At 63.6% G+C, this 19,187-nt stretch carries 11 protein-coding genes and 4 pseudogenes; 7 read left to right on the top strand and 8 right to left on the bottom strand.

The features are described from left to right. Position 1 precedes the first annotated feature (1 nt). Complete coding sequence (locus tag QZ656_RS03750; protein ID WP_291992134.1) at positions 2-1,831, bottom strand: ABC transporter ATP-binding protein; 1,830 nt, start codon at positions 1,829-1,831, stop codon at positions 2-4. A gap of 431 nt (positions 1,832-2,262) precedes the next feature. On the opposite strand from QZ656_RS03750, the gene QZ656_RS03745 reads away from it, so the two are divergent. Together QZ656_RS03745 and QZ656_RS03740 are read left to right on the top strand one after the other, a co-directional pair. Further along, positions 2,263-2,823: a hypothetical protein gene (locus QZ656_RS03745; protein WP_291992133.1), complete on the top strand. Its 561-nt coding sequence runs from the start codon at positions 2,263-2,265 to the stop codon at positions 2,821-2,823. Positions 2,824-3,090: 267 nt separating this feature from the next. Further along, positions 3,091-3,732 carry a TMEM165/GDT1 family protein gene (locus QZ656_RS03740; RefSeq protein ID WP_291992618.1) on the top strand — a complete coding sequence of 214 codons (642 nt, stop codon included), beginning with the start codon at positions 3,091-3,093 and terminating at the stop codon, positions 3,730-3,732. Here the strand turns inward: QZ656_RS03740 and QZ656_RS03735 are convergent. From QZ656_RS03735 to QZ656_RS03705, 7 genes and pseudogenes are all read right to left on the bottom strand, one after another. Beyond that, positions 3,722-4,642 (bottom strand): hypothetical protein, encoded by a 921-nt coding sequence (locus QZ656_RS03735; RefSeq protein WP_291992132.1) that lies wholly within the window; start codon positions 4,640-4,642, stop codon positions 3,722-3,724. The two genes, QZ656_RS03740 and QZ656_RS03735, sit on opposite strands and share 11 nt — an antisense overlap. A gap of 288 nt (positions 4,643-4,930) precedes the next feature. Beyond that, positions 4,931-6,457 carry a hypothetical protein gene (locus QZ656_RS03730; RefSeq protein WP_291992131.1) on the bottom strand — a complete coding sequence of 509 codons (1,527 nt, stop codon included), beginning with the start codon at positions 6,455-6,457 and terminating at the stop codon, positions 4,931-4,933. Positions 6,458-6,991: 534 nt separating this feature from the next. Beyond that, positions 6,992-8,392, bottom strand: coding sequence for an aspartate ammonia-lyase (locus QZ656_RS03725; protein WP_291992130.1), 1,401 nt, complete (start codon positions 8,390-8,392; stop codon positions 6,992-6,994). Between the two features lie 418 nt (positions 8,393-8,810). After that, positions 8,811-11,099 (bottom strand): VWA domain-containing protein, encoded by a 2,289-nt coding sequence (locus tag QZ656_RS03720; protein ID WP_291992129.1) that lies wholly within the window; start codon positions 11,097-11,099, stop codon positions 8,811-8,813. 28 nt (positions 11,100-11,127) lie between these two features. Further along, positions 11,128-11,931 (bottom strand): CbbQ/NirQ/NorQ/GpvN family protein, encoded by an 804-nt coding sequence (locus tag QZ656_RS03715; RefSeq protein WP_291992128.1) that lies wholly within the window; start codon positions 11,929-11,931, stop codon positions 11,128-11,130. Between the two features lie 103 nt (positions 11,932-12,034). Further along, a pseudogene (locus QZ656_RS03710) lies at positions 12,035-13,328 on the bottom strand (ribulose-bisphosphate carboxylase). 298 nt (positions 13,329-13,626) lie between these two features. Continuing rightward, the gene (locus QZ656_RS03705) at positions 13,627-13,761 is read right to left on the bottom strand and encodes a hypothetical protein (RefSeq protein ID WP_291992617.1); all 135 of its coding nucleotides are present in this window, start codon (positions 13,759-13,761) and stop codon (positions 13,627-13,629) included. A 1,033-nt stretch (positions 13,762-14,794) separates the two neighbouring features. On the opposite strand from QZ656_RS03705, the gene QZ656_RS03700 reads away from it, so the two are divergent. The 5 genes and pseudogenes from QZ656_RS03700 to QZ656_RS03670 all read left to right on the top strand — a co-directional run. Beyond that, on the top strand, positions 14,795-15,079 hold the full coding sequence (locus QZ656_RS03700; RefSeq protein WP_291992127.1) for a hypothetical protein: 285 nt from the start codon (positions 14,795-14,797) through the stop codon (positions 15,077-15,079). Positions 15,080-15,698: 619 nt separating this feature from the next. After that, positions 15,699-16,097 (top strand): annotated as a pseudogene (locus QZ656_RS03695) (transketolase); the annotation flags it as partial. Between the two features lie 63 nt (positions 16,098-16,160). Next, positions 16,161-16,535, top strand: coding sequence for a transketolase C-terminal domain-containing protein (locus QZ656_RS03690; RefSeq protein WP_291992616.1), 375 nt, complete (start codon positions 16,161-16,163; stop codon positions 16,533-16,535). A 56-nt stretch (positions 16,536-16,591) separates the two neighbouring features. Continuing rightward, positions 16,592-17,593: pseudogene (gene gap / locus QZ656_RS24040) on the top strand (type I glyceraldehyde-3-phosphate dehydrogenase). Positions 17,594-18,132: 539 nt separating this feature from the next. After that, positions 18,133-18,921, top strand: a pseudogene (locus QZ656_RS03670) (pyruvate kinase); the annotation flags it as partial. Positions 18,922-19,187: the final 266 nt, after the last annotated feature.

Below are 19,187 nucleotides of genomic sequence, written 5' to 3'. Positions count from 1 at the left end.
ACTAGGCGCCAGCGGGCGGCGCGGGTTGGCCCTGGGCCTGGTAGAGCTCGGCATAGACGCCGCCGAGCGCCAACAACTCGGAATGATTGCCCTGCTCGGCAACGACGCCGCCCTTGAGGACGATGATCGTGTCGGCGTGGCGGATAGTCGACAGGCGGTGGGCGATGGTCAATACCGTGCGGCCCTTCATCAGCTTCTCGAGGGCGTCGATCACCAGTTTCTCGGACTCGGTGTCGAGCGCCGCCGTCGGCTCGTCGAGGATCAGGATCGGGGCATTGCGGATGACCGCGCGGGCGATGCCGATGCGCTGCCGCTGGCCGCCCGAGAGCGTCATGCCGCGCTCGCCGACCATGGTGTCGTAGCCGTGCGCCATGCGCGCGATGAACTCGTCGGCGTTGGCCAGTCGCGCCGCCTCGGCAACGTCCTCGTCGCTCGCGCCGGGCCGCCCGTAGGCGATGTTTTCGCGCACCGTGCCGTGGAACAGCGCGGTGTCCTGGAGGACGAAACCGATCTGCCGGCGCAGCGCCTGCAGATCGTAGTCGCGAACGTCTACGCCATCAATGCGCACGACGCCGCTGGTTGGGTCATAGAAGCGCGGGATCATGCTGACCACCGTCGACTTGCCGCCGCCGGTAGGGCCGACGACGCCGACCAGTTGCCCCGGCGCGATGCGGCAGACGACGTCGCTGAGGACCTGGGCGTCAGCGTTGTAGGCGAAAGCGACATGCTCGAAAACGATCTCGCCACGCAGCGTTCCGGGGTCGCGCGCGTCTGCTTTCTCGGGCAGTGAGTCGTCGGTATCGAGGATCAGTTGGATACGTTCGATGCCGACGGTGGTCTGGGCGATGCTGTTGCTCATCTTGGCCAGGTCCTGCACGGGTTTGAAGAACTTGCTCAGATAGGTGAGAAAAACGGTCAGCGAACCGACGGTCATCAGGTCGGCCATCACCAGGCCGGTGCCGCGCCAGAGAACGTAGGCGGTGCACACCGCGACGGTGATCGATACCGCCGGCGAGAGTAGCGACTTGACCCGCCGCGCCTGCAGCGCCGCATCTACCGTCGCGTGACTGGCGGTGGCGAGGTGGCTCGCCTCAAGCTCCTGGCGGCCGAAGGCCTTGACGATGCGCACCGACTCGAGCCCCTGCTGCACCGAGGCGACGATGTCGCTCTGGTAGCGGCGGACCGCGTGCGTAGCGGTCTTGACGGCGCGGTTGAAGCGCGCCACGAACATCAGCAGAAAGGGCGTTACGCCGACGGCGATCAGCGCGAAGTCCCAGTCGAGCCAGAACATGATTCCCAGCATCCCGACGATGCTCAGCAGATCGACCAGAATGCTCAGTGTTCCCGATGAAGCGAAGCCCTGGATGGTCTTCACGTCGGCGGTCAGCGTAGACAGGATCGAGCCCGTCTGGTGGGTGTCGTAGTAGCCCAGCGACAGGCGCTGCAAATGGTCATACACGCGCATCCGCAGGTCGTGGGCGACCCACTGGCTGACGCTCTCGGTGTAGTAATTGTCGATATAGCTGGCAATGGCGTTGAACACGGCAATCAGCAGGACGGCGGCGCCAGCAACGGCAGCAAGTTCCATCTTGTCGCCGCCGAGGTCGATGAAACGCATCGCGTCGAGCCAGTGCGGTGGCTGGTGGTCGCCGACGACGTTGTCGAGGATGACCTTGAGCGGCCACGGCGCGGCCAGCGACATCGCCGTCTCGACCAGCATTGCCGCGAAGATCACCAGCAGCCAGCGGTGGTAGGGCGCGAGCAAGTCGCGCACCAGGCGCATCTTGCTGGATGGGGGTGGGGTGTCGGTAACGGCCGCTTTGGTCGACATGGTTTGGCTCCCGGGCCTCAATCAATTGTCGCTGGTTCTTTGGTCGACCCGTCGGCTGACCGCTGCCGACGCCGAGCGGAGCCACTTCATTCTGGACCAGATCTTTTCTTCTCGGGGACGCTCTTGCCGATCGCCAGGGGACGAGGCGGGGTTCGGCCGCGTATTTTTCAGGCGCGACTATAGCGCCGTGATCGGCAAGTGGTCAATGCCATGCAGGAGCATCGACATCGCCGATTGCTGGCCATCGCTGGCCACGCCCGGGCGGGCATTTCTGCTGGCGCCGCAAGTGCCTAGCAAAGCCGGCTGCGTGCGCATCGAGTGTTCGCGCGCAGCCTGTTGGGCGAGCAGTTGCGCTCGACGAATGACTGTCGGTGCATGCTATATTCGCCTTCGCAACAGACCACACGCCACCCCACCACTGGACGACGGACATGAAAATCATTCATTGCTTCTTCCTGGGAGCTGTCATCGCGGCGACCGCCGCCGCGCAACCCGTGTACGAAACGCGTGGCAAGGACGGCCCGGTCTTTTCGGACCTGCCGAGCCAGGGCAGGGATCTGCCGAGCGCGGGCGCGCGCGAGTTGACGCTACCGCCGCTCAACGTTGGCGATCCTCTACCGGCCGCAGCGCCGGCGCCGGCCGCACCGGCCGAGGCCGCGGCGGTGGTCGTGCCTTACCAGTCGCTGAGCGTCAGCCAGCCGGCAAACGGCGGTACGGTGCACTCGAATACCGGCCAGATCGCTGTTCAGCTGGCAATCGAGCCCGCCTTGAAAGTTCGCGATGGCAATGCCATCGTCGTCATCCTCGACAAAACGCCACTCCCCGCCACACGCAACACACTGCAGTTCGACGTCAGCGCCGCCGAATGGCAGATGGCGGCGGTGGACAGCGTCGAGCATCAGCTGCAGGTCTCGGTAATCGACCGCGCCGGCAAGGTGCTCATTACTTCGGCACCGGTAAGCTTCTACGTGCATCGAGCGAGCCGACTGTGATCTCCTGCGCGTCGCCGCGAGAAACTCCGACAAATTTGCGCGTCGCGCCGCGAAGTCATTGAGGTTTTGCTGGCGCCGCCCTGTGGTCGCGTCGCCGGGCGCGGTCACGGATCCCCGCTCGGCCGTTGCGGTGCCGTCATGGTGTGCCGTCAACATGCCTTATGACTTACGCAGGCGGGTTATACTCGCGCTCCGCTCGGGGTGTTGAGCAGCAAGGTCGTGGTGATCGTTGCCAATACCATCCCGGGGATATTTCCGGATACCAGGATGGACCAGAGTCTTCTAGAGTCTTTTTCAGCATGGCTGAGCACGGCCAACGTCGTCGAATTGTCAGCCACGACGGCCACCAGCTTTGCCTTGATCGCGGTCGCCGAAATCGGCGACAAGAGCCAGTTGGTGTGCATGACGCTGGCCTCCAGGCACCGGCCTGCGCCGGTCATGCTCGGCGCGCTGGCCGCCTTTTCCTTGCTCAATACGCTGGCGGTGGTGTTCGGTGTAGCCATTGCCAATTGGTTACCGCCATACTTCGTCGGCGCCATCGTGGCGATCCTGTTTGCCGTTTTTGGCGTCCATGCCTTGCGCGCCAAAGACGATGAAGGCGACGACGAAGTCGAGGAGAAAAGTGGTCACGGCATTTTTTTTACGACCTTCGTCTTGCTGACCGTCGCTGAATTTGGCGACAAGACGCAGCTCGCCGTCGTCGCCCTGAGCAGCACGCACGCCGCCGCAGGCGTCTGGATCGGCGCCACGGTAGCGCTGGCCGCCACCTCTGCGCTGGGAATCCTGGCCGGTCGTACGATCCTGCAGAAGATTCCCCTGGTCCTCCTGCACCGGATCAGCGGCGCCTTCTTCCTGATCCTGGCGGTGGTCGCCGCCTGGCAGGCCTACACCGCGTACATCACGAACTAGCGACGGCGCCGGGCTGGCTATCGGCACCGAACAGTTCGGGGATCAGCAGGTAGCTGGCCAGCAGAAAGCAGACGGCACCGATCAGGGTGAACAAGTTGGCGCCCCACAGCCACTCGGCGTTGCCGCTAGACGGCACGACGAAGCCGACTACGGCGGCGACCATCAAAGCCATCGAGCCGAGCAGATTGAGCATTACGATCCACCAGCTTAACTGTCGCGGCTGCCACGACCAGAAACGGTGTGAAACCTCCACCAGCGCCAGATAGCTGGCGACCAGGAAGCAGATGCTGCCGATCACATCCGGAGCCCAGACGAGCAGATCCTCGGCCGACCAGGCCAGCCCCGCGATCATCGCATCGCCGGTGTTGAAGTTGAACAGCAGCGTTCCCACGAACTGTACAAGGCTGGCGCTGTAGCCCGCGTTGCGTGGTTTCCAGGAAAACCAGCGCCAGGCGCGCTGATCCTTCGCCGCCGAGACTCCAATATCCGCCACATCACCATTGATCGCTTCCAGTAGCTGCAGCCAAGCGGCGCTGGTGAAGAACAGCGAGCCGACAAAGAACACTGTGTTGATAGCGCGGCTGCCGCCAAGCCAGGCCGGGACCTGCTGCGGCCAGTTCGATGCGAAACTGGCGACGGCGAAACACGCCGAGCCGCCAATGAACAGCACGGCGATCCACCACGCGAGGCGATGCGGTGCCCACAGCTGCAGCCAGGGACTGGCTGCCGGCGTCGCGGCAATGGCGCTGCCGTCGCTGGCCAATTGAACCGGCGGCAGCGCCTTGCGAACCCGCCTTGAGAAGAAGACCAGCCGCCGCCCATTGTGCAAATGCTGCACCAGCCGGGTCGTGAAGATTCCCGCGACATGGTGAAGCTCGGTGCGCATGCTGTCGTGTCTTTCAGTCATCATGGGTGGAGAGCGCCGGGACGGGATGGCCATATTACAGATGATCGCCCCATGACGCCCTGGACGTCGGTCCGCTGGGGGCTGCGTGACGGCGGCCCAAGGCGACTCAAGCGGAGAGCTTCGTCACCGTGCGGGCTAAGGGAGTTGACGGGCGTCGGTCGGCCGCGGACGCTTCTGCTCGCCATACCTTGTGCTGTGCCGCTGTTTCTTCCCGGAGTTACTGGCCGAGCCTCATCCGGCGCCCGGTCCAGCGAACGGACTCCGCGAGCGACAAGGCCCCGCCATCATGAGCTACTGCGGCATGTGTACCTGATAGAGCCTGCCGTTCTCTCCCTTGTCGGAGTTCATCGTATAGATGATTGGCATTCCCCTGGTGGAGATGTACACCGAGTCCGAGTCCCAGACGCGCAGGGCGCCGATCAGGCTAACCTGAAATGACTTGCCGCCGACGGGAGCCAGCATCCGTGACGATGGGTCATAGGAAAACTCGCTAAAGCCGACGGCCTGGTCTTTGGCGGCAGAATCGAAATACATCACCCTCTCGACGCCCGCCGGAGCCGACTTGTCCGAGATCACGGTGCTCTTTTGATAGCTGTTGAAATTCATGCCGTGTTGACCCGAGAACGACGAGTTATTGGGCTGTATACGCGTCCACTTCGTGATGTCGGGGCTGATCTCGCGTGCTGTCCAGGTGGTGTAGGTGCCGTTGCCGCCGACCGAGAGCAGATAGTCGTTGTTGGGCGTTCGCACCAGCCCGACGGTCGAGATCTCGCCAACGCCGAGGGCGGCAGCCTCGATCGCCCCCCAGTAGCGCGGCTGTCGTGGATCGCGGATGTCGTAGAAGAGCACCTTGTCGACAGACTCGCCCTTGCCATAGAAGCAGGGCGCGCTTTCGCCCCAGTTCTGCGCGGCGACGACCAGGACGCCACCGATCTGATCCATCTTGCCCGGGTGGTTCCAGTTGCCGACCGGGTTCGGAACCTGGTCCTTCCAGCGGTAGAGATCCTGCCAGATGTACTTGCCGATCGGTTTGTTGGGATCCTGGGAGACAATCAGATCGGTCGCCGGGTCGACTACCCCGGGGTCGGTTTCGAGCACCGAGATCCAGCCGTTATGGGCGCGTGATTGCGCAACCACGAAGTATGCGCGACCGTCCTTGTTGGGCAGCCTGATGACGTGCTGCGGGTGGAACAGTTCGATGCCCACGCAGTCGTCGTAGAAATTGCCCCATAGACCGAGCTGCGGCTGATTGAGGAACGGAAAGGATTCAACGCGAGCCGTCGGCCCCCAGGCCCCTGAATCGTTGGCGATCGGGTTCTTGGGTTGCGTCAGCTGGGCATCACGAGGCTTGCTCAAGCGGCTATCCACCTCGCCGATGCTCCAGGTATAACTCTCGTCAGTCGCACTCGTCGCGCTCAGACTGCCGTTGAAGCTGTTCGGGACGTTCAGCGCCGCAAGGGTACCGGCATTGTCGAAAGTGAAGGTCTGGCCATCGCCCTTGAATCGCGGATCGCTGGCCTCGAGGACGAAATAGCCGTTCCGGCCGTCGCAGCCATGGCCCTGGACCCGCGCCAGCGTGATCGTCGCTTTAGCGCCACTGGCAAGCGGGCCGATGCTGCCACCGATTGCCGGTTGTCCCTCGTAGCAGCTATGCCCATCGCTACTGATCTTGAAGGTCACCGGCTGGCTCAAACGGTTCTCGATATGCAGCGGAAATATTCTGTTAGCGGCCATCGCGTCGCCGCTGGGCAAGCTGAGCGCGCTCACGCCGAGCACTGCCATGGCGCTTATCGCGAGCGATCCGGGATGCTTTCTCATTTGACTTCTCCTTTGACGGGGACTGTGGCCCCCAAGACAACACGCTGCCAAATTATGGTTATGGTAACGACAGCGCTGGTAAAGACGCAGCAAGCCGGGGAAATCCCGGCATTGGCGTCTGATTGGAAAGGTGGCCACCGCCCGAGGGGGCCTGTCCGCCAGCGCGGCGTGCGGACTTCGGGCAAGTGCCCGGGCGCTTGAGCAAGGTGGCCGCAGCCAAGCGACGCGGTCCCGGCAAATTGCCAGGCAAGACTTCGTCGACCAGCTCAGGCGAGTATCGGTAGCCCATCAACGCCGGTCAATGGACCATTCTACGAACCGCGACAGTCGTCAGAAGTTCCTGGACCTTGGCTGGAACCTCGCTACGTCGAGCGCCGGACGACCGCTCAGAACATCAGCCGCGCCAGCAACTGGCCAGTGGAAAAGGCGACCACCGTTCTACCGGCAAGCAGCGGCGAAGCGGCGCTGGCAGCGCCGTCACGGCGCGGCCAACGCTCGAGACGCTCATTTGCGAAGCGCCTCGAGCGCTGCGCGCTACTTCTCGCCGCTACCGCGGATCAGGTTGTCGAACGAGAACAGCTCGTCCCATTTTTCCTGGCTCAGCAACTGGCGTTCTTCGACGACGATTTGCTGCAGCGACTTGCCCGTCTCGTAGCCCTCGCGAGCGATTTCAGAGCACTGCTTGTAGCCCAGCGACTGCTTGAGCACGGTCACTATGCCCAACGAGTTGAGGACCATGTCGCGCGAGTGCTCGGCGTTGGCGGTGATGCCGCGGACGCAGTTCACGCGCAGGCTGTTGACCGCGTGTTCCATCGTGAAAATCGACGTAAACAGCGCGAAGGTGATTACCGGTTCCATGACGTTGAGTTGCAACTGGCCAGCCGAAGCGGCCAACGTGACGGTCAGGTCGAGGCCGATGACCAGGAAGCTGGTCTGGTTCACGACCTCCGGAATCACCGGATTGACCTTGCCCGGCATGATCGACGAACCGGGCTGCATCTGCGGCAGGTTGATCTCGTTGAAGCCGCAGCGCGGACCCGAGGCGAGCAGGCGGATGTCGTTGCAGATCTTGGTCAGTTTCGCCGCCGTACGCTTGAGGACACCCGACAGCTGTACGTAGGCGCCGGTGTCGGAGGTGGCCTCGACCAGGTCGCCGGCGAGGATCAGCTTGATGCCGGTGAGGTCCGACAGGCAGCGCGTGACCATTTCCGGGTAGCCGCGCGCGGCGGTCACCGAGGTACCGATCGCCGTCGCTCCGAGATTGACCTCGTGCAGCAACTGGCGCACGTCGGCGATGCGATGCACCTCCTCGCCCATGGTCGTTCCCCAGCCATGGAATTCCTGCCCGAGCGACATCGGAACGGCATCCTGAAGATGTGTGCGGCCCATTTTCAGGACACCCTCGAATTCCTTGCCCTTGGCGTGAAAAGCGTCTTCCAGGCGGCGCAAGGCGTCCATGTAGCTGCTCAGCCGCAGGATCAGCGCCAGTCTGAACGCGGTCGGGTAGACGTCGTTGGTCGATTGCCCGCAGTTGACGTGGTCATTGGGGTTGACGAACTCGTACTCGCCTTTCTGGTGGCCAAGGCTTTCGAGCGCCAGGTTGGCGATCACCTCGTTGGCGTTCATGTTGGTCGACGTGCCGGCGCCGCCCTGGATGAAGTCGGTGACGAACTGGTCGTCCATCTCGCCGGCGATCAAGCGGTCACAGGCGCCGATGATCGCGTCGGCAATCCTGGCATCGATGACGCCAAGGTTGCGGTTGGTCAGCGCTGCCGCTTTCTTGACGTAGCCGAAGGCCTTGACGAAGAACGGCTCGGCCGACATCGGGATGCCGGTAATGTGGAAGTTGTGCAGGCCACGCAGCGTCTGCACGCCGTAGTACGCGGTATCCGGCAGTTCCTTCTCGCCCAGGAAGTCCTTTTCGATTCGTGCCATTGCTGTTCCTTTCGCTTGCGTGAGGGCGACTGCCGCACGAGCCTGACAGCCGTGTTTCGGGAAAAGTGATGGTGTGCTGCAGCAGGCGGCCTGCTTCAAGAACTCTGGTGCACCCACGCGCGCCGTATCTGCCCGCGACTTCGTTGGCGGCCGCAAAGATCCCATAAGCGGCAACACCGCCGTCGGATCTTGCCGGAGTCGTGATTTCTGCCTGCAGCCGCTGCGCCGATTCTAGCCGATGGTGCCGACAGTGACTGAAGTTTAAACGCGCGCCCGGCGGCGATGCTCGACCAACTGCCGCGCAGCCTGGTGATCAGCGGAACGGGTTTGCCAGCAGCCGGTGAGCACCGTGCAACCCACAATCATCGCGTCGTTGCTCGCCGGTCGGCACGCTTCGGCGCGCGAGTTGTCGTCAGGGCTAGCGAGTCAGCGCCATGAACAGCTCCGGCAGCCGCTCCGGCAGGCGCTCGATGTTGTCGATCACCGTATAGCGCCGACCGAAAATGTCGCCGACGTAGTCGTCGGCCTGGCGGTCGAGGTTGATGCAATAGGTGAAGATGCCTTGCTGGTCGAGTTCCTCGACGGCTTTGCGGGCGTCCTCGATCAACAAGCGTTCGTCATGGACATCGACGTCGGCGGGCTGGCCGTCGGTGAGCAGCAGCAGCAGCTTCTTGTCGGCCTTCTGCGCCGCCAGGTAGTGTGCGGCGTGGCGCATGGCCGCTCCCATGCGCGTTGAATAGCCGGCCTGCATCGCCGCCAGGCGGCTTTTGACGGCGTCGCCCCAGCGCTCGCTGTAGCCCTTGAGGTGCAGGTAGCGAACATCATGGCGGCTGTCGGAGTGGAAGCCGGCGATGGCGAAGGGATCGCCGAGTTGTTCGATCGACCAGGCGAGCAGCGACACCGCTTCCTGGCTCAATTCGAGGATGCTTTGCTCGCCACCGCCGGTGCCAACCTTGACCTTGTCGGCCAGCGACTGCGAGAGGTCGAGCAGGACCAGAACCGCCAGGTTGCGACCGTTGGTACGGTGACTCATGTTGATCCGCGGGTCGGGGTTGGCGCCGCCCTTGAAGTCGATCAGCGAGCGAATGGCGACGTCGAGGTCGAGTTCGCTGCCGTCTTCCCGATAGCGAATGCGTACCTTGTCCTGCGGTTTCAGGATGTCGAGCAGGCGCTTGAGACGGCGGGCCAGCGCGGCGTGTTTTTCGAGCAGGCGGTCGATATCGCCGGCGTCGCCGGCCGGGTGCAGCGATTCGTAGAGGCTGACCCAGTCCGGCCGATAGCTCTGGCTCTGGTAATCCCACTCGCGGTAGTGGCGCGGCAGCAGGCGGTCGACGTCGGTAGCAGCTGTCGTTGGGCGCGGCTCGTCGAACATCTCCTCGTCGTCGCTGAGTTCGTGGAATCGCCACAGGTGGCGGTTGTCGTCGCGATAGCCGACGTCGGTATCGGCGAAATGGACGCTGGCCAACTGGTCGCTCTGACGGCGGGTACGGGCGATGTAGGCGAGCGCCAGGTCGGCGATTTCTTCGCTGCTCGAATCACCCTGCGCCATCGTCTCGTGGAAGTGGCCAACGAACTTCAACAATTCGGCGTCGTGGTAGCCGTGTTCGGAATCGAGCAGCGCGCGCGAGAACATGCTCAGGCGATGACGCAGGCACGAAGTGCTTGCCGGGTCGCAGGCGTCGGCGCGCGGTGCCGGGTGCAGCGCCAGGAAGGTCCGGCGCAGGCCGGGATAGACGCGCATCAGCAGCGTCTCGATGCGGCTGTCTTCGAAGACCTCAATCGCCAGGCGCTGCATCGGGCTACAGTTGTCGGCAAACATCGGCGTGCTCCAGCGCCGGTGGCCGGCGATATGCGCCAGCGTCGCGCGGTAGCGGTCGATGCCGGAAACGCCGTGCGCATCGTCGAGGACGTCCGGCAGGCGAATACCGTCGGCATCGTAGTAGGGCGCTGGCCGGGCGGCCTGATCGGCGTCGCTCGGATAGGGCACGAGCAGCGCGCTGTCGCCCCATAGGCCGCGCAGATAGAGATCGAGCAAGCGCTGGTGGTCGACCAGCAGCGTGCCGTGGCGCTCGCGCTGCAGCACGGCGCGGCTGTCCGCCGATTTGAGGCTGAAGTAATCGCGCTGCCGTTCGGGATGATTGGCGTAGTTGCGGATGCCGTAGTCGACCCACTTGCGCAGCCCGCCGATCGACAGTTTGTCGAGCAGCGTCGGCGCCTGCGCGAAGAAGTCGGGCAAGCCGGGGCTGGCGAAGGTCTGATGAATGCCGTGGATCGAACCCGTCGTGCGCTCGGTAAACTCCTGCGTCAGGTCCAGGTAGCGCTGCATTTGCCGCGCTGCAGGCAGTCGGCGAGCGACTGCGGCCAGCGTCTGCAGGAAGGGTGTGATCGCCCTGGCGTTCGGCGATTTGCCGAGCGCCTGCATGCTGGCGTTGATTGCCGGCAGGGCGTCTTCGCCCAGTGTCCTGGCGATCGCCGGCCATTCTTCGAGGAAGAGCAGTGGCGGCTCGACGCCGCGGCCCATGCCGCCGAGGAAGCGCGCCGTATCGAGATAGGCGTCAAGGCCGCTGGCGGAAAGTACGACGAGCGCCTCGCGCAGGCATTCTTCGAAGACCTCGGCGACCTGCGGAAAGCCGCAGGCGAGTTGCTCGCGGTAGCCGTGCAGGCGCTCTTCCCAGGAGGGGGCGGCGGGATTGTCGGGAGCGGCCATGGCCTGAATCTGTACTCGGCGACCGCGCTCAGGCGAAGACCGCGTCGATCGCATGATCCAGCGTGTCGCGGATATCGCGGTCGTCGGTGATCGGTCGCACCAGCGCCATGCGGCAGGCGTCGGCGGGCGCGACGCCGCCCTTGATCAGCGTCGCCGCATAGACCAGCAGACGCGTCGAGATGCCCTCGTCGAGGCCATGCCCCTTGAGCCGCCGGGCAGCGGCGCCGATGCTCACCAGTTGGCCGGCGGTGGCTTCATCAATGCCGCTTTCGCTGGCCAGAATGGCGACCTCCAGCGCCGCATCGGGATAGTCGAACTCGAAAGCCGTGAAGCGCTGCTTGGTCGATTGCTTGAGGTCCTTCATCAGGCTCTGGTAGCCGGGGTTGTACGAGATCACCAGCTGGAAATCGGCGTGCGCGCGGATCACTTCGCCCTTCTTGTCGAGCGGCAGCGTGCGCCGGTGGTCGGTCAGCGGGTGGATGACGACCGTCGTGTCCTGACGCGCCTCGACGATTTCGTCGAGGTAACAGATCGCGCCGATGCGCGCGGCGGTGGTCAGCGGGCCGTCGAGCCAGCGCGTGCCGTTGGCTTCGAGCAGGTAGCGCCCGACCAGGTCGGAGGCGGTCATGTCTTCGTTACAGGCGACGGTGATCAACGGCCGCGCCAGCTTCCAGGCCATGTATTCGATGAAGCGCGACTTGCCGCAACCGGTCGGCCCCTTGACCATCACCGGCAGACGCGCCGCGTACGCCGCCTCGTAGAGCGCGACTTCCTTGCCCTGCGGCTGATAGAAAGGTTCTTCGCGAACCTTGAACTGCTCCTTGTCGGTCATTGCCTGTCCCTGTTCTGCGCTACGTCGATCTGCGGCGGGGTCAGTGACCCGGGGCGCCGGCCGCCATGCGACCCTTGCCCCGCTGTCCCGACCGCCCGGGCTGCTAGCGATGCGCGCCGAGTTTATCGCGCCAGCCGGGATAGAGCGTATCGGCGTCGCCCGGGAACGACTCGAAAGCGCGCGCGAATTCGCGGTGCTCCCTGGCCCACTCGATCGGGTCGGCGCCGGCTTGCCAGCATTCGTAGGCCTGGCGCAGCGAAATGGCTCCGGCGGCCGGGCTGTCGATGTGGCCGTACGAGCCGCCTCCCGAGGTGTTGATGACGTTGCCGTGGCCGAGGTTGGCGAAGAAGCCCGGCAGGCGCAGCGCGTTCATGCCGCCCGAGATGATCGGCGTCGTCGGCTTCATGCCGTACCATTTCTGCAAGTAGGCCGGCCCTTGATACTCGTCGCGCTCGATGATGTAGGCGATGGCCCGGTCGTCGGCGGTGCCTTCCATCTTGCCGTAGCCCATGGTGCCGACGTGAATTCCCGAGGCGCCCTGCAGGCGCGCCATCTTGGCCAGCACGTAGGCGTCGTAACCGCGCTTCGAACTCGGCGAGGTGACCGCGCCGTGACCGGCACGATGGTAGTGCAGGTACTGGTTGGGGTACTGCCGGCGCGCGGTGGTGACCATGCCCGGGCCGCCGACGTAGCCGTCGACCAGAAATGCGACCTTGTCGGCGTCGGCTCCGAAGGCTTCGAGGATGTAGTCGGCACGCGCGCACATCTCGTAGTGATCGTCGGCGGTAATGTTGGCCGAGAACAGCTTGGCCTGGCCGGTTTCGTCCTGCGCGCGCTTCATCGCGTCGACCACCAGCGGCATCACCTTCTTCATCGGCGCGAACACCTGGTTGCCCTGCGGCTCGTCGTTCTTGATGAAGTCGCCGCCGAGCCAGAACTGGTAGGCGGCCTTGGCAAAAGGCTCTGGACGCAGGCCGAGCTTGGGCTTGATGATCGTGCCGGCAATGTAGCCGCCGTCCTTGACCGGCCGGCCGAGAATCCGCCACATGTCGGAGATGTCCTTGGCCGGGCCGTCGAACAGCTGCAGCGCGCGTTCGGGCATGTAGAAGTCATAGATCTTGGCGTGCTCGATGTCGCCCATGCCCTGGTTGTTGCCGATCACCAGCGTCAGGAACGAGACGATCATCATCCGTCCATCGGTGACGTTGCGGTCAAAGAGGTCGAGCGGATAGGCGATGCGCATTTCCCTCGCTGGCCTCGTCGATCAGATACACAGCGCGTCGACGCCGCGCGTGAAGTCGTCGGTGGTGCACACCTCGACGTTTGGTGCCGGTCGACGACTCGGCAGCGAAGTGCGCTGCCGCCTGCAGATAGTCGTAGCCGGCCTTGGGCTTCATCTTGTAAGCCACCAGGATGTGTTTGCCAGCGCTGATCAGCTCGTCTTCCTTGAGGCTGAGGTCGGCGTAACGATTCGATTGGTCCATGATTCTGTCTCCGTGTCGATAAGAGTGATGAGGGCGTTTGCGTGTTCGTTCAGTGTGCCGCCAGGACGCTTGTCGGCGAGCGCTGTGCCTCACTGGCTGCTGTTCGATGCCAGCGGCGCAGCTGCGCGAGATCGACGTAGCCGTCGTCGTTGACGGCTGGCCGCCAAGGCAGCGCGCCGGTACGCCGGCTCACCGAGGTCGCTGACGACGCTCAGCGCGCCGCTGCAGTCTGTGTCTGCGCTATAGGCGTTGATGGTATCAACGTCGGCACGCCGGCCGCGTGCGCCGCGAGAAATCCTGGCCGCGAATCCTCGACCGCCAGACAAGCCACCGGCGGTAGTCGCAGCCGCTGCAGTACCCAGTGATAGATAGCCGGCGCCGGCTTCTTGTCGGTGACGACCGTCGCCAGCGCCGATGACTTCGACAGCGTACGCGAGTCGTCGCCGAAGCTTGCTCAGCAGCAGGCTGTCGAGGTTCGAACAGCGTCGTCGTCGTGGCGATTGCCAGACGCACGCCAGCGCACGCAAGTCGCCGAGCAAGCGCGCCACGCCGGGCCGCAGGCCGATCGTGCCAGCGCCCAGCAGCTGCCGGTAGATTTCATTCTTGCGTTGGTGCAGTCGGCCAAGCCAGGCGTCGCCGCCCCGCCGGCGCAGCAGTTCGGTTTTGCGTGCCTGGTGGGCAAAGGGACGAAGCCGTTCCTTGCCGCCGGTCACCGCCAGCAGTTCGCCGTAGGCGCTGACCGACCAGTGCCAGTCCACACCGCACTGCGCAAAAGCCTGATTGAACGCCCGGCGGTGGCCGTCGCGCTCGGTATCGGCCAGCGTCCGTCAACGTCGAAAATGACGGCCTGCAGCGCTGCTCCGGCGGCTGCGGCCAGCGGCAGGGCGCTGGCGATAGGGTCTGTGGTCATGGTGCGCACGCGGCAAGTCCAGGTGCAGCCAGTGTAGGCGGCGCAATAGATAATTAAAAGTTAAACTTTATTCTGATTATGATTAAGTTTTATTACTTAATAAATGCCCCTGCGGGCTGCTTTGTTTGCATCGGCCGCGGCTTTGGTAGCCAACTTTTATGGTTGACCAGCGGGGTGGCAGCCTGCTGTTTTGCGGATAATTTGCCCATGCGCTCCAACCCTCTCCTCCGGATCAGTCAGCCATCATCGTTCCCTGCCTCCTACTCGCCCTGACCAACTCCATTCGCGTCTCGCCATGGACGCGGTTGCAACCAGCCAACCGGTCACCCCGGTACGGCCATGGGGAGGCCGAAATTGCCGACCTGTTCTTTGGCGCCGCCATCTGCGCCACAACCCGGGCCAATCCGCATGTGCCCGACCCGCGTGATCGTTTCCGTTCGCCTTCCAATGTCACGGTTTCCGATGCCTGTTGCTTACACGCTGCTGCATCTCAGCGGGGCTATGCCTCTCAATCGACGATCTTAACACTTCCGGCAGTTTTTTCGTTCGCGGACTCCTGTCTATCCCGAAAGTAGGCCATACAGCCGGTGTCGAAACGACCACCGACCGGTGCTTGCGCAGGGGCTTGCCAACGGCCGTTGGGCATGGCGGTGGCCGCCGAGCATGGTGCCTGGCCGCCGACTTCAATCTGCCAGGGCACCAATCCGTGAACCATTCGACCTACGTCGTCCCTCGTCGACGGCCTTGCCGATGACATGTAAGGGCCATCTCCGCATGAAGCCTGCTCGTTGGCGGGAACGCTCGGCTGGCAAGCTGACGCACTATCTTCTTATGACGACAAGCGGCATTTCCTCATCGTCGACAGCCTTCGTCAGGGCTGTTCACCGAACACCGGACATCACCGACGATACGCGCAGCGTTTTGCGGCCTGGCGCTGCTGGGCCGCACTCGCGAAAACTGCCGGCCGAAGCTGATACTGCTGAAGACGAGGCAGGCGAGGGTTCGCCAAACAATGGGTCGGCAGCACGACGTCCATGGTGCCGACACACTGGGGGCGGCGCCGCAGTCGCGCCGCCGCGTTCATATGGATGGCCGACCGCGCTTTCAGAAATTCCCAGACGGTGTCTACGCGAACATGGGATGCGCCATGCGTGCACGTTCAGAGAACAACTGGGATCGTAGCGTTTCGCCACCTATAGGCGGCGCTTCTTCAGAGTTGGAGGGCGATTTCCGTTACGTCGCGGTGCGCAAGGAGATGCCTGCCGACTTGGAGGCGCCGACGTCGCGCAGATGCTTGCCGAGGTCGCCGACGGGCCGAAAACATCGCCACCCGCAAGGCTTCGCAGAACGCGATCAGCGCGCTGGCGCCGCGTTTGCCCGAACTGATCGGCGGCTCGGCCGACCTGGCGGGTTCCAACCTGACGCTGTGGAAAGGTTCCCGGGGAGTCAGCAAGGGCGAGGGCGGTAACTACCTGTACTACGGGGTGCGTGAGTTCGGCATGACGGCGATCGCCAATGGCCTCGCCCTGCACGCGGCCTGATCGTACAGACCGCGACCTTCCTGGTCTTCTCGGACTACGCGCGCAACGCGGATCCGCATGGCAGCACTGATGAAAGTGCGCCAGATCATGGTGTATACGCACGATTCGATCGGCCTGGGCGAAGACGGCCCGACGCACCAACCGGTCGAACACGTCGCCAGCCTGCGCCTGATTCCCAACGTTGACGTCTGGCGCCCGGCGGACGCCAGCGAACGGCCGTTGTCCTGGATCGCCGGCATCGAGCGTAACGACGGGCCGACGATTCTGGCGCTCTCGCGACAGAATCTGCCGCCGGTGAGCAGTGGCGTCGCGCCCGACGTGATTCGCCGCGGGGCCTACGTGCTGGCCGACTGCGCCGACCCACAGGCGCTGCTGATCGCCACCGGCTCGGAAGTCAAGCTGGCACTCGACGCACGCCAGGCGCTGGCCGACGAAGGTATCGCCGTGCGCGTCGTCTCGATGCCCTGCGCCGAGGTCTTCGATCGCCAGGATGGCGTCGTACCGGGAAGCAGTTTTGCCACGCGCGCTACCGCGAGTGGCGATCGAAGCAGGCGTCAGCAGTTTCTGGCGCAAGTACGTCGGACTCGACGGCGCCGTTATCGGCATCGGATCGTTTTGGAGAGTCGGCACCGGCAGGCCAGGTGTTCGACTATTTCGGTTTCACGGTGAACCAATGTGGTCACGACCGTGAAGACAGTGTTGTAATTTCTCAAGGAGACCGTTTCATGACAATCAAAGTAGGGATCAATGGCTTTGGCCGTATCGGACGGATGGTGTTTCGCGCTGCTGTGCAAGATTTCTCGGACGACATTGAAATCGTCGGCATCAACGACCTGCTCGAACCCGATTACCTGGCGTACATGCTCAAGTATGATTCCGTGCATCGTCGTTTCCAGGGCACCATTGCGGTCGAAGGCAACTCGCTCGTCGTCAATGGCAAGAAAGTCCGCCTGACCGCAGTCAAGGATCCGGCCGAGCTGAAGTGGAACGAAGTCGGTGCCGATATCGTTGTGGACGCGACCGGTCTCTTCCTGACCACCGAGTCCTGCCAGAAGCACATCGCCGCGGGCGCCAAGAAAGTCATCCAGAGCGCACCGAGCAAGGACGACACGCCGATGTTCGTGTTTGGCGTCAATGACAGCACCTATGCCGGTCAGACGATCATTTCGAACGCTTCCTGCACCACCAACTGTCTCGCCCCGGTGGCCAAGGTACTGAATGACAACTGGGGCATCAAGCGCGGCCTGATGACCACCGTTCATGCAGCCACCGCCACGCAGAAAAACCGTTGATGGCCCGTCCAACAAGGACTGGCGCGGTGGTCGCGGCATCCTCGAGAACATCATTCCGTCCTCGACCGGCGCAGCCAAGGCCGTCGGCAAGGTCATTCCCGAGCTCAACAAGAAACTGACCGGCATGGCTTTCCGCGTGCCGACGTCGGACGTCTCGGTCGTCGACCTGACCGTCGAGTTGAACAAGGACGCCACCTACGAGCAGATCTGCGCAGCGATGAAGGCTGCGTCGGAAGGCCCGATGAAGGGTGTTCTCGGCTACACCGACGAAAAGTGGTGGCCACTGACTTCCGTGGCGAGAGCTGCACGTCGGTGTTCGACTCGGACGCCGGCATGGCGCTTGACGGCACCTTCGTCAAGGTCGTCTCCTGGTACGACAACGAGTGGGGTTACTCCTGCAAGGTGCTGGAGATGATCAAGGTAATGGCGCGCTAAACAGCTACCGAGAGGTGCCTTCGGGCACCTCTCATTCTCGTATTTCCCCCCCTTACGCCCATTTCACTCCTGGCAGAATCTTTCTGCTTGGTCCCTCCTGCTTGCCAGCTTCTTGCCGCCCTTGTCCGGCGGATTAACGCTGTCCGCAGCAGTCGATCTTGCGCTCCTGCCGTCGGAGCACTGGCGCCGGTGCTCCACCCCGTGCTGCCGGTCGAGTGTGCACTTCTTCCCTGCATTTCTTCCCGTTCGTGCCAGGAAAGCCTTGACCACGGTCACCGCTTTCGCCAAAGTGCGCGTCGGACGCGTATCCCCGATCACCCAGAGTTTGTTGGTCCCGCTGTGGCGTGCGTCCGAGCGCCACTGCCGTCATCCTCGCTCGCCTGCAGGATGCGAAACCGCGGTTGAACGCGGCGACGCCCGAAGCTGTCCGAGACAACGGCGGGCACGCGGCCTGACGTGCCTGGTTCGCATTCAGCATTCAGTGTCGGGAAAGCGCACTTGCTACCACACCCCAAAGAAAAAAAAGATAGGAACCCCCCATGCCCCGAGATACCAAAATCGTCGCCACCCTCGGTCCGGCGTCTTCTGACGCCGATGTGCTCGAACGCATGATCCACGCCGGCGTCGATGTCGTTCGTCTCAACTTCTCGCATGGCAAACCGCAGGATCACATCGACCGCGCTCAACTGGTCCGCGAGGCGGCGGCTCGCGTCGGACGCCCGGTCGGCATTCTCGCCGACTTGCAGGGTCCGAAGATCCGTATCGGAAAATTTGCCGACCGCAAGATCTGGCTGGAAAAAGGCCAGCCCTTCATTCTTGACGCCAAATGCGAAATGGGTCATGCCGAACGCGTTGGCCTTGACTACAAGGACCTGCCCCGCGACGTGTCGGCAGGCAGCGTTCTTCTGCTCGATGACGGGCGAATTGTTCTCGACGTGCAGCGGGTGCTCGGTTCGGAGATCTTCACGGTCGTTCGTCACGGTGGCGAGCTGTCTGACAACAAGGGCATCAATCGGCAGGGAGGCGGTCTGTCGGCGCACGCGCTGACCGCCAAGGACATGGACGATATCCGTACCGCGGCGAGCATCGACGTCGATTTCGTTGCCGTCTCGTTCCCCAAGAGCGCGGCCGACATGTATATGGCCAAGCAACTGATGCACGCCGCCGGCGGGCACGCGCTGACCATTGCCAAGATCGAGCGCGTCGAAGCCGTGGCGGCGCTCGACGAGATCGTCTGCGCGTCCGATGGCATCATGGTCGCCCGTGGCGATCTCGCCGTCGAAGTCGGCGACGCCGCCGTGCCGGCGTTGCAGAAGCGGATGATTCGCTTCGCCGTTGCGGCGTTGCAGAGAGTGAGGCCTGGCCCGCGAGGAAGTAACAAGCTGGCGCATAAGCGGCCGACACGCAAATGATGGAGTCGTCTGTTTCTCGCCGCCGCCAAACGCGTGCCGAGGTTCTCCGATCCGGTCGACAACCGCGGTTCCAGACGGGCACGACCCGGTGATGCTTCGGCCGAGCGCGGGAAAAACGCATGCGGCAAGTCCCGGTCGAAACGGTCGAAGCGATGGCCCGGATCTGTCTCGAGGCGGAGAGA

The sequence above is a fragment of the Candidatus Accumulibacter sp. ACC003 genome (genome assembly GCF_907163085.1).
In the GTDB taxonomy this organism is placed as follows: domain Bacteria; phylum Pseudomonadota; class Gammaproteobacteria; order Burkholderiales; family Rhodocyclaceae; genus Accumulibacter.
Note: the sequence above shows the minus strand (reverse complement) of the source record. Positions and strands in the feature narration are given on the sequence as shown.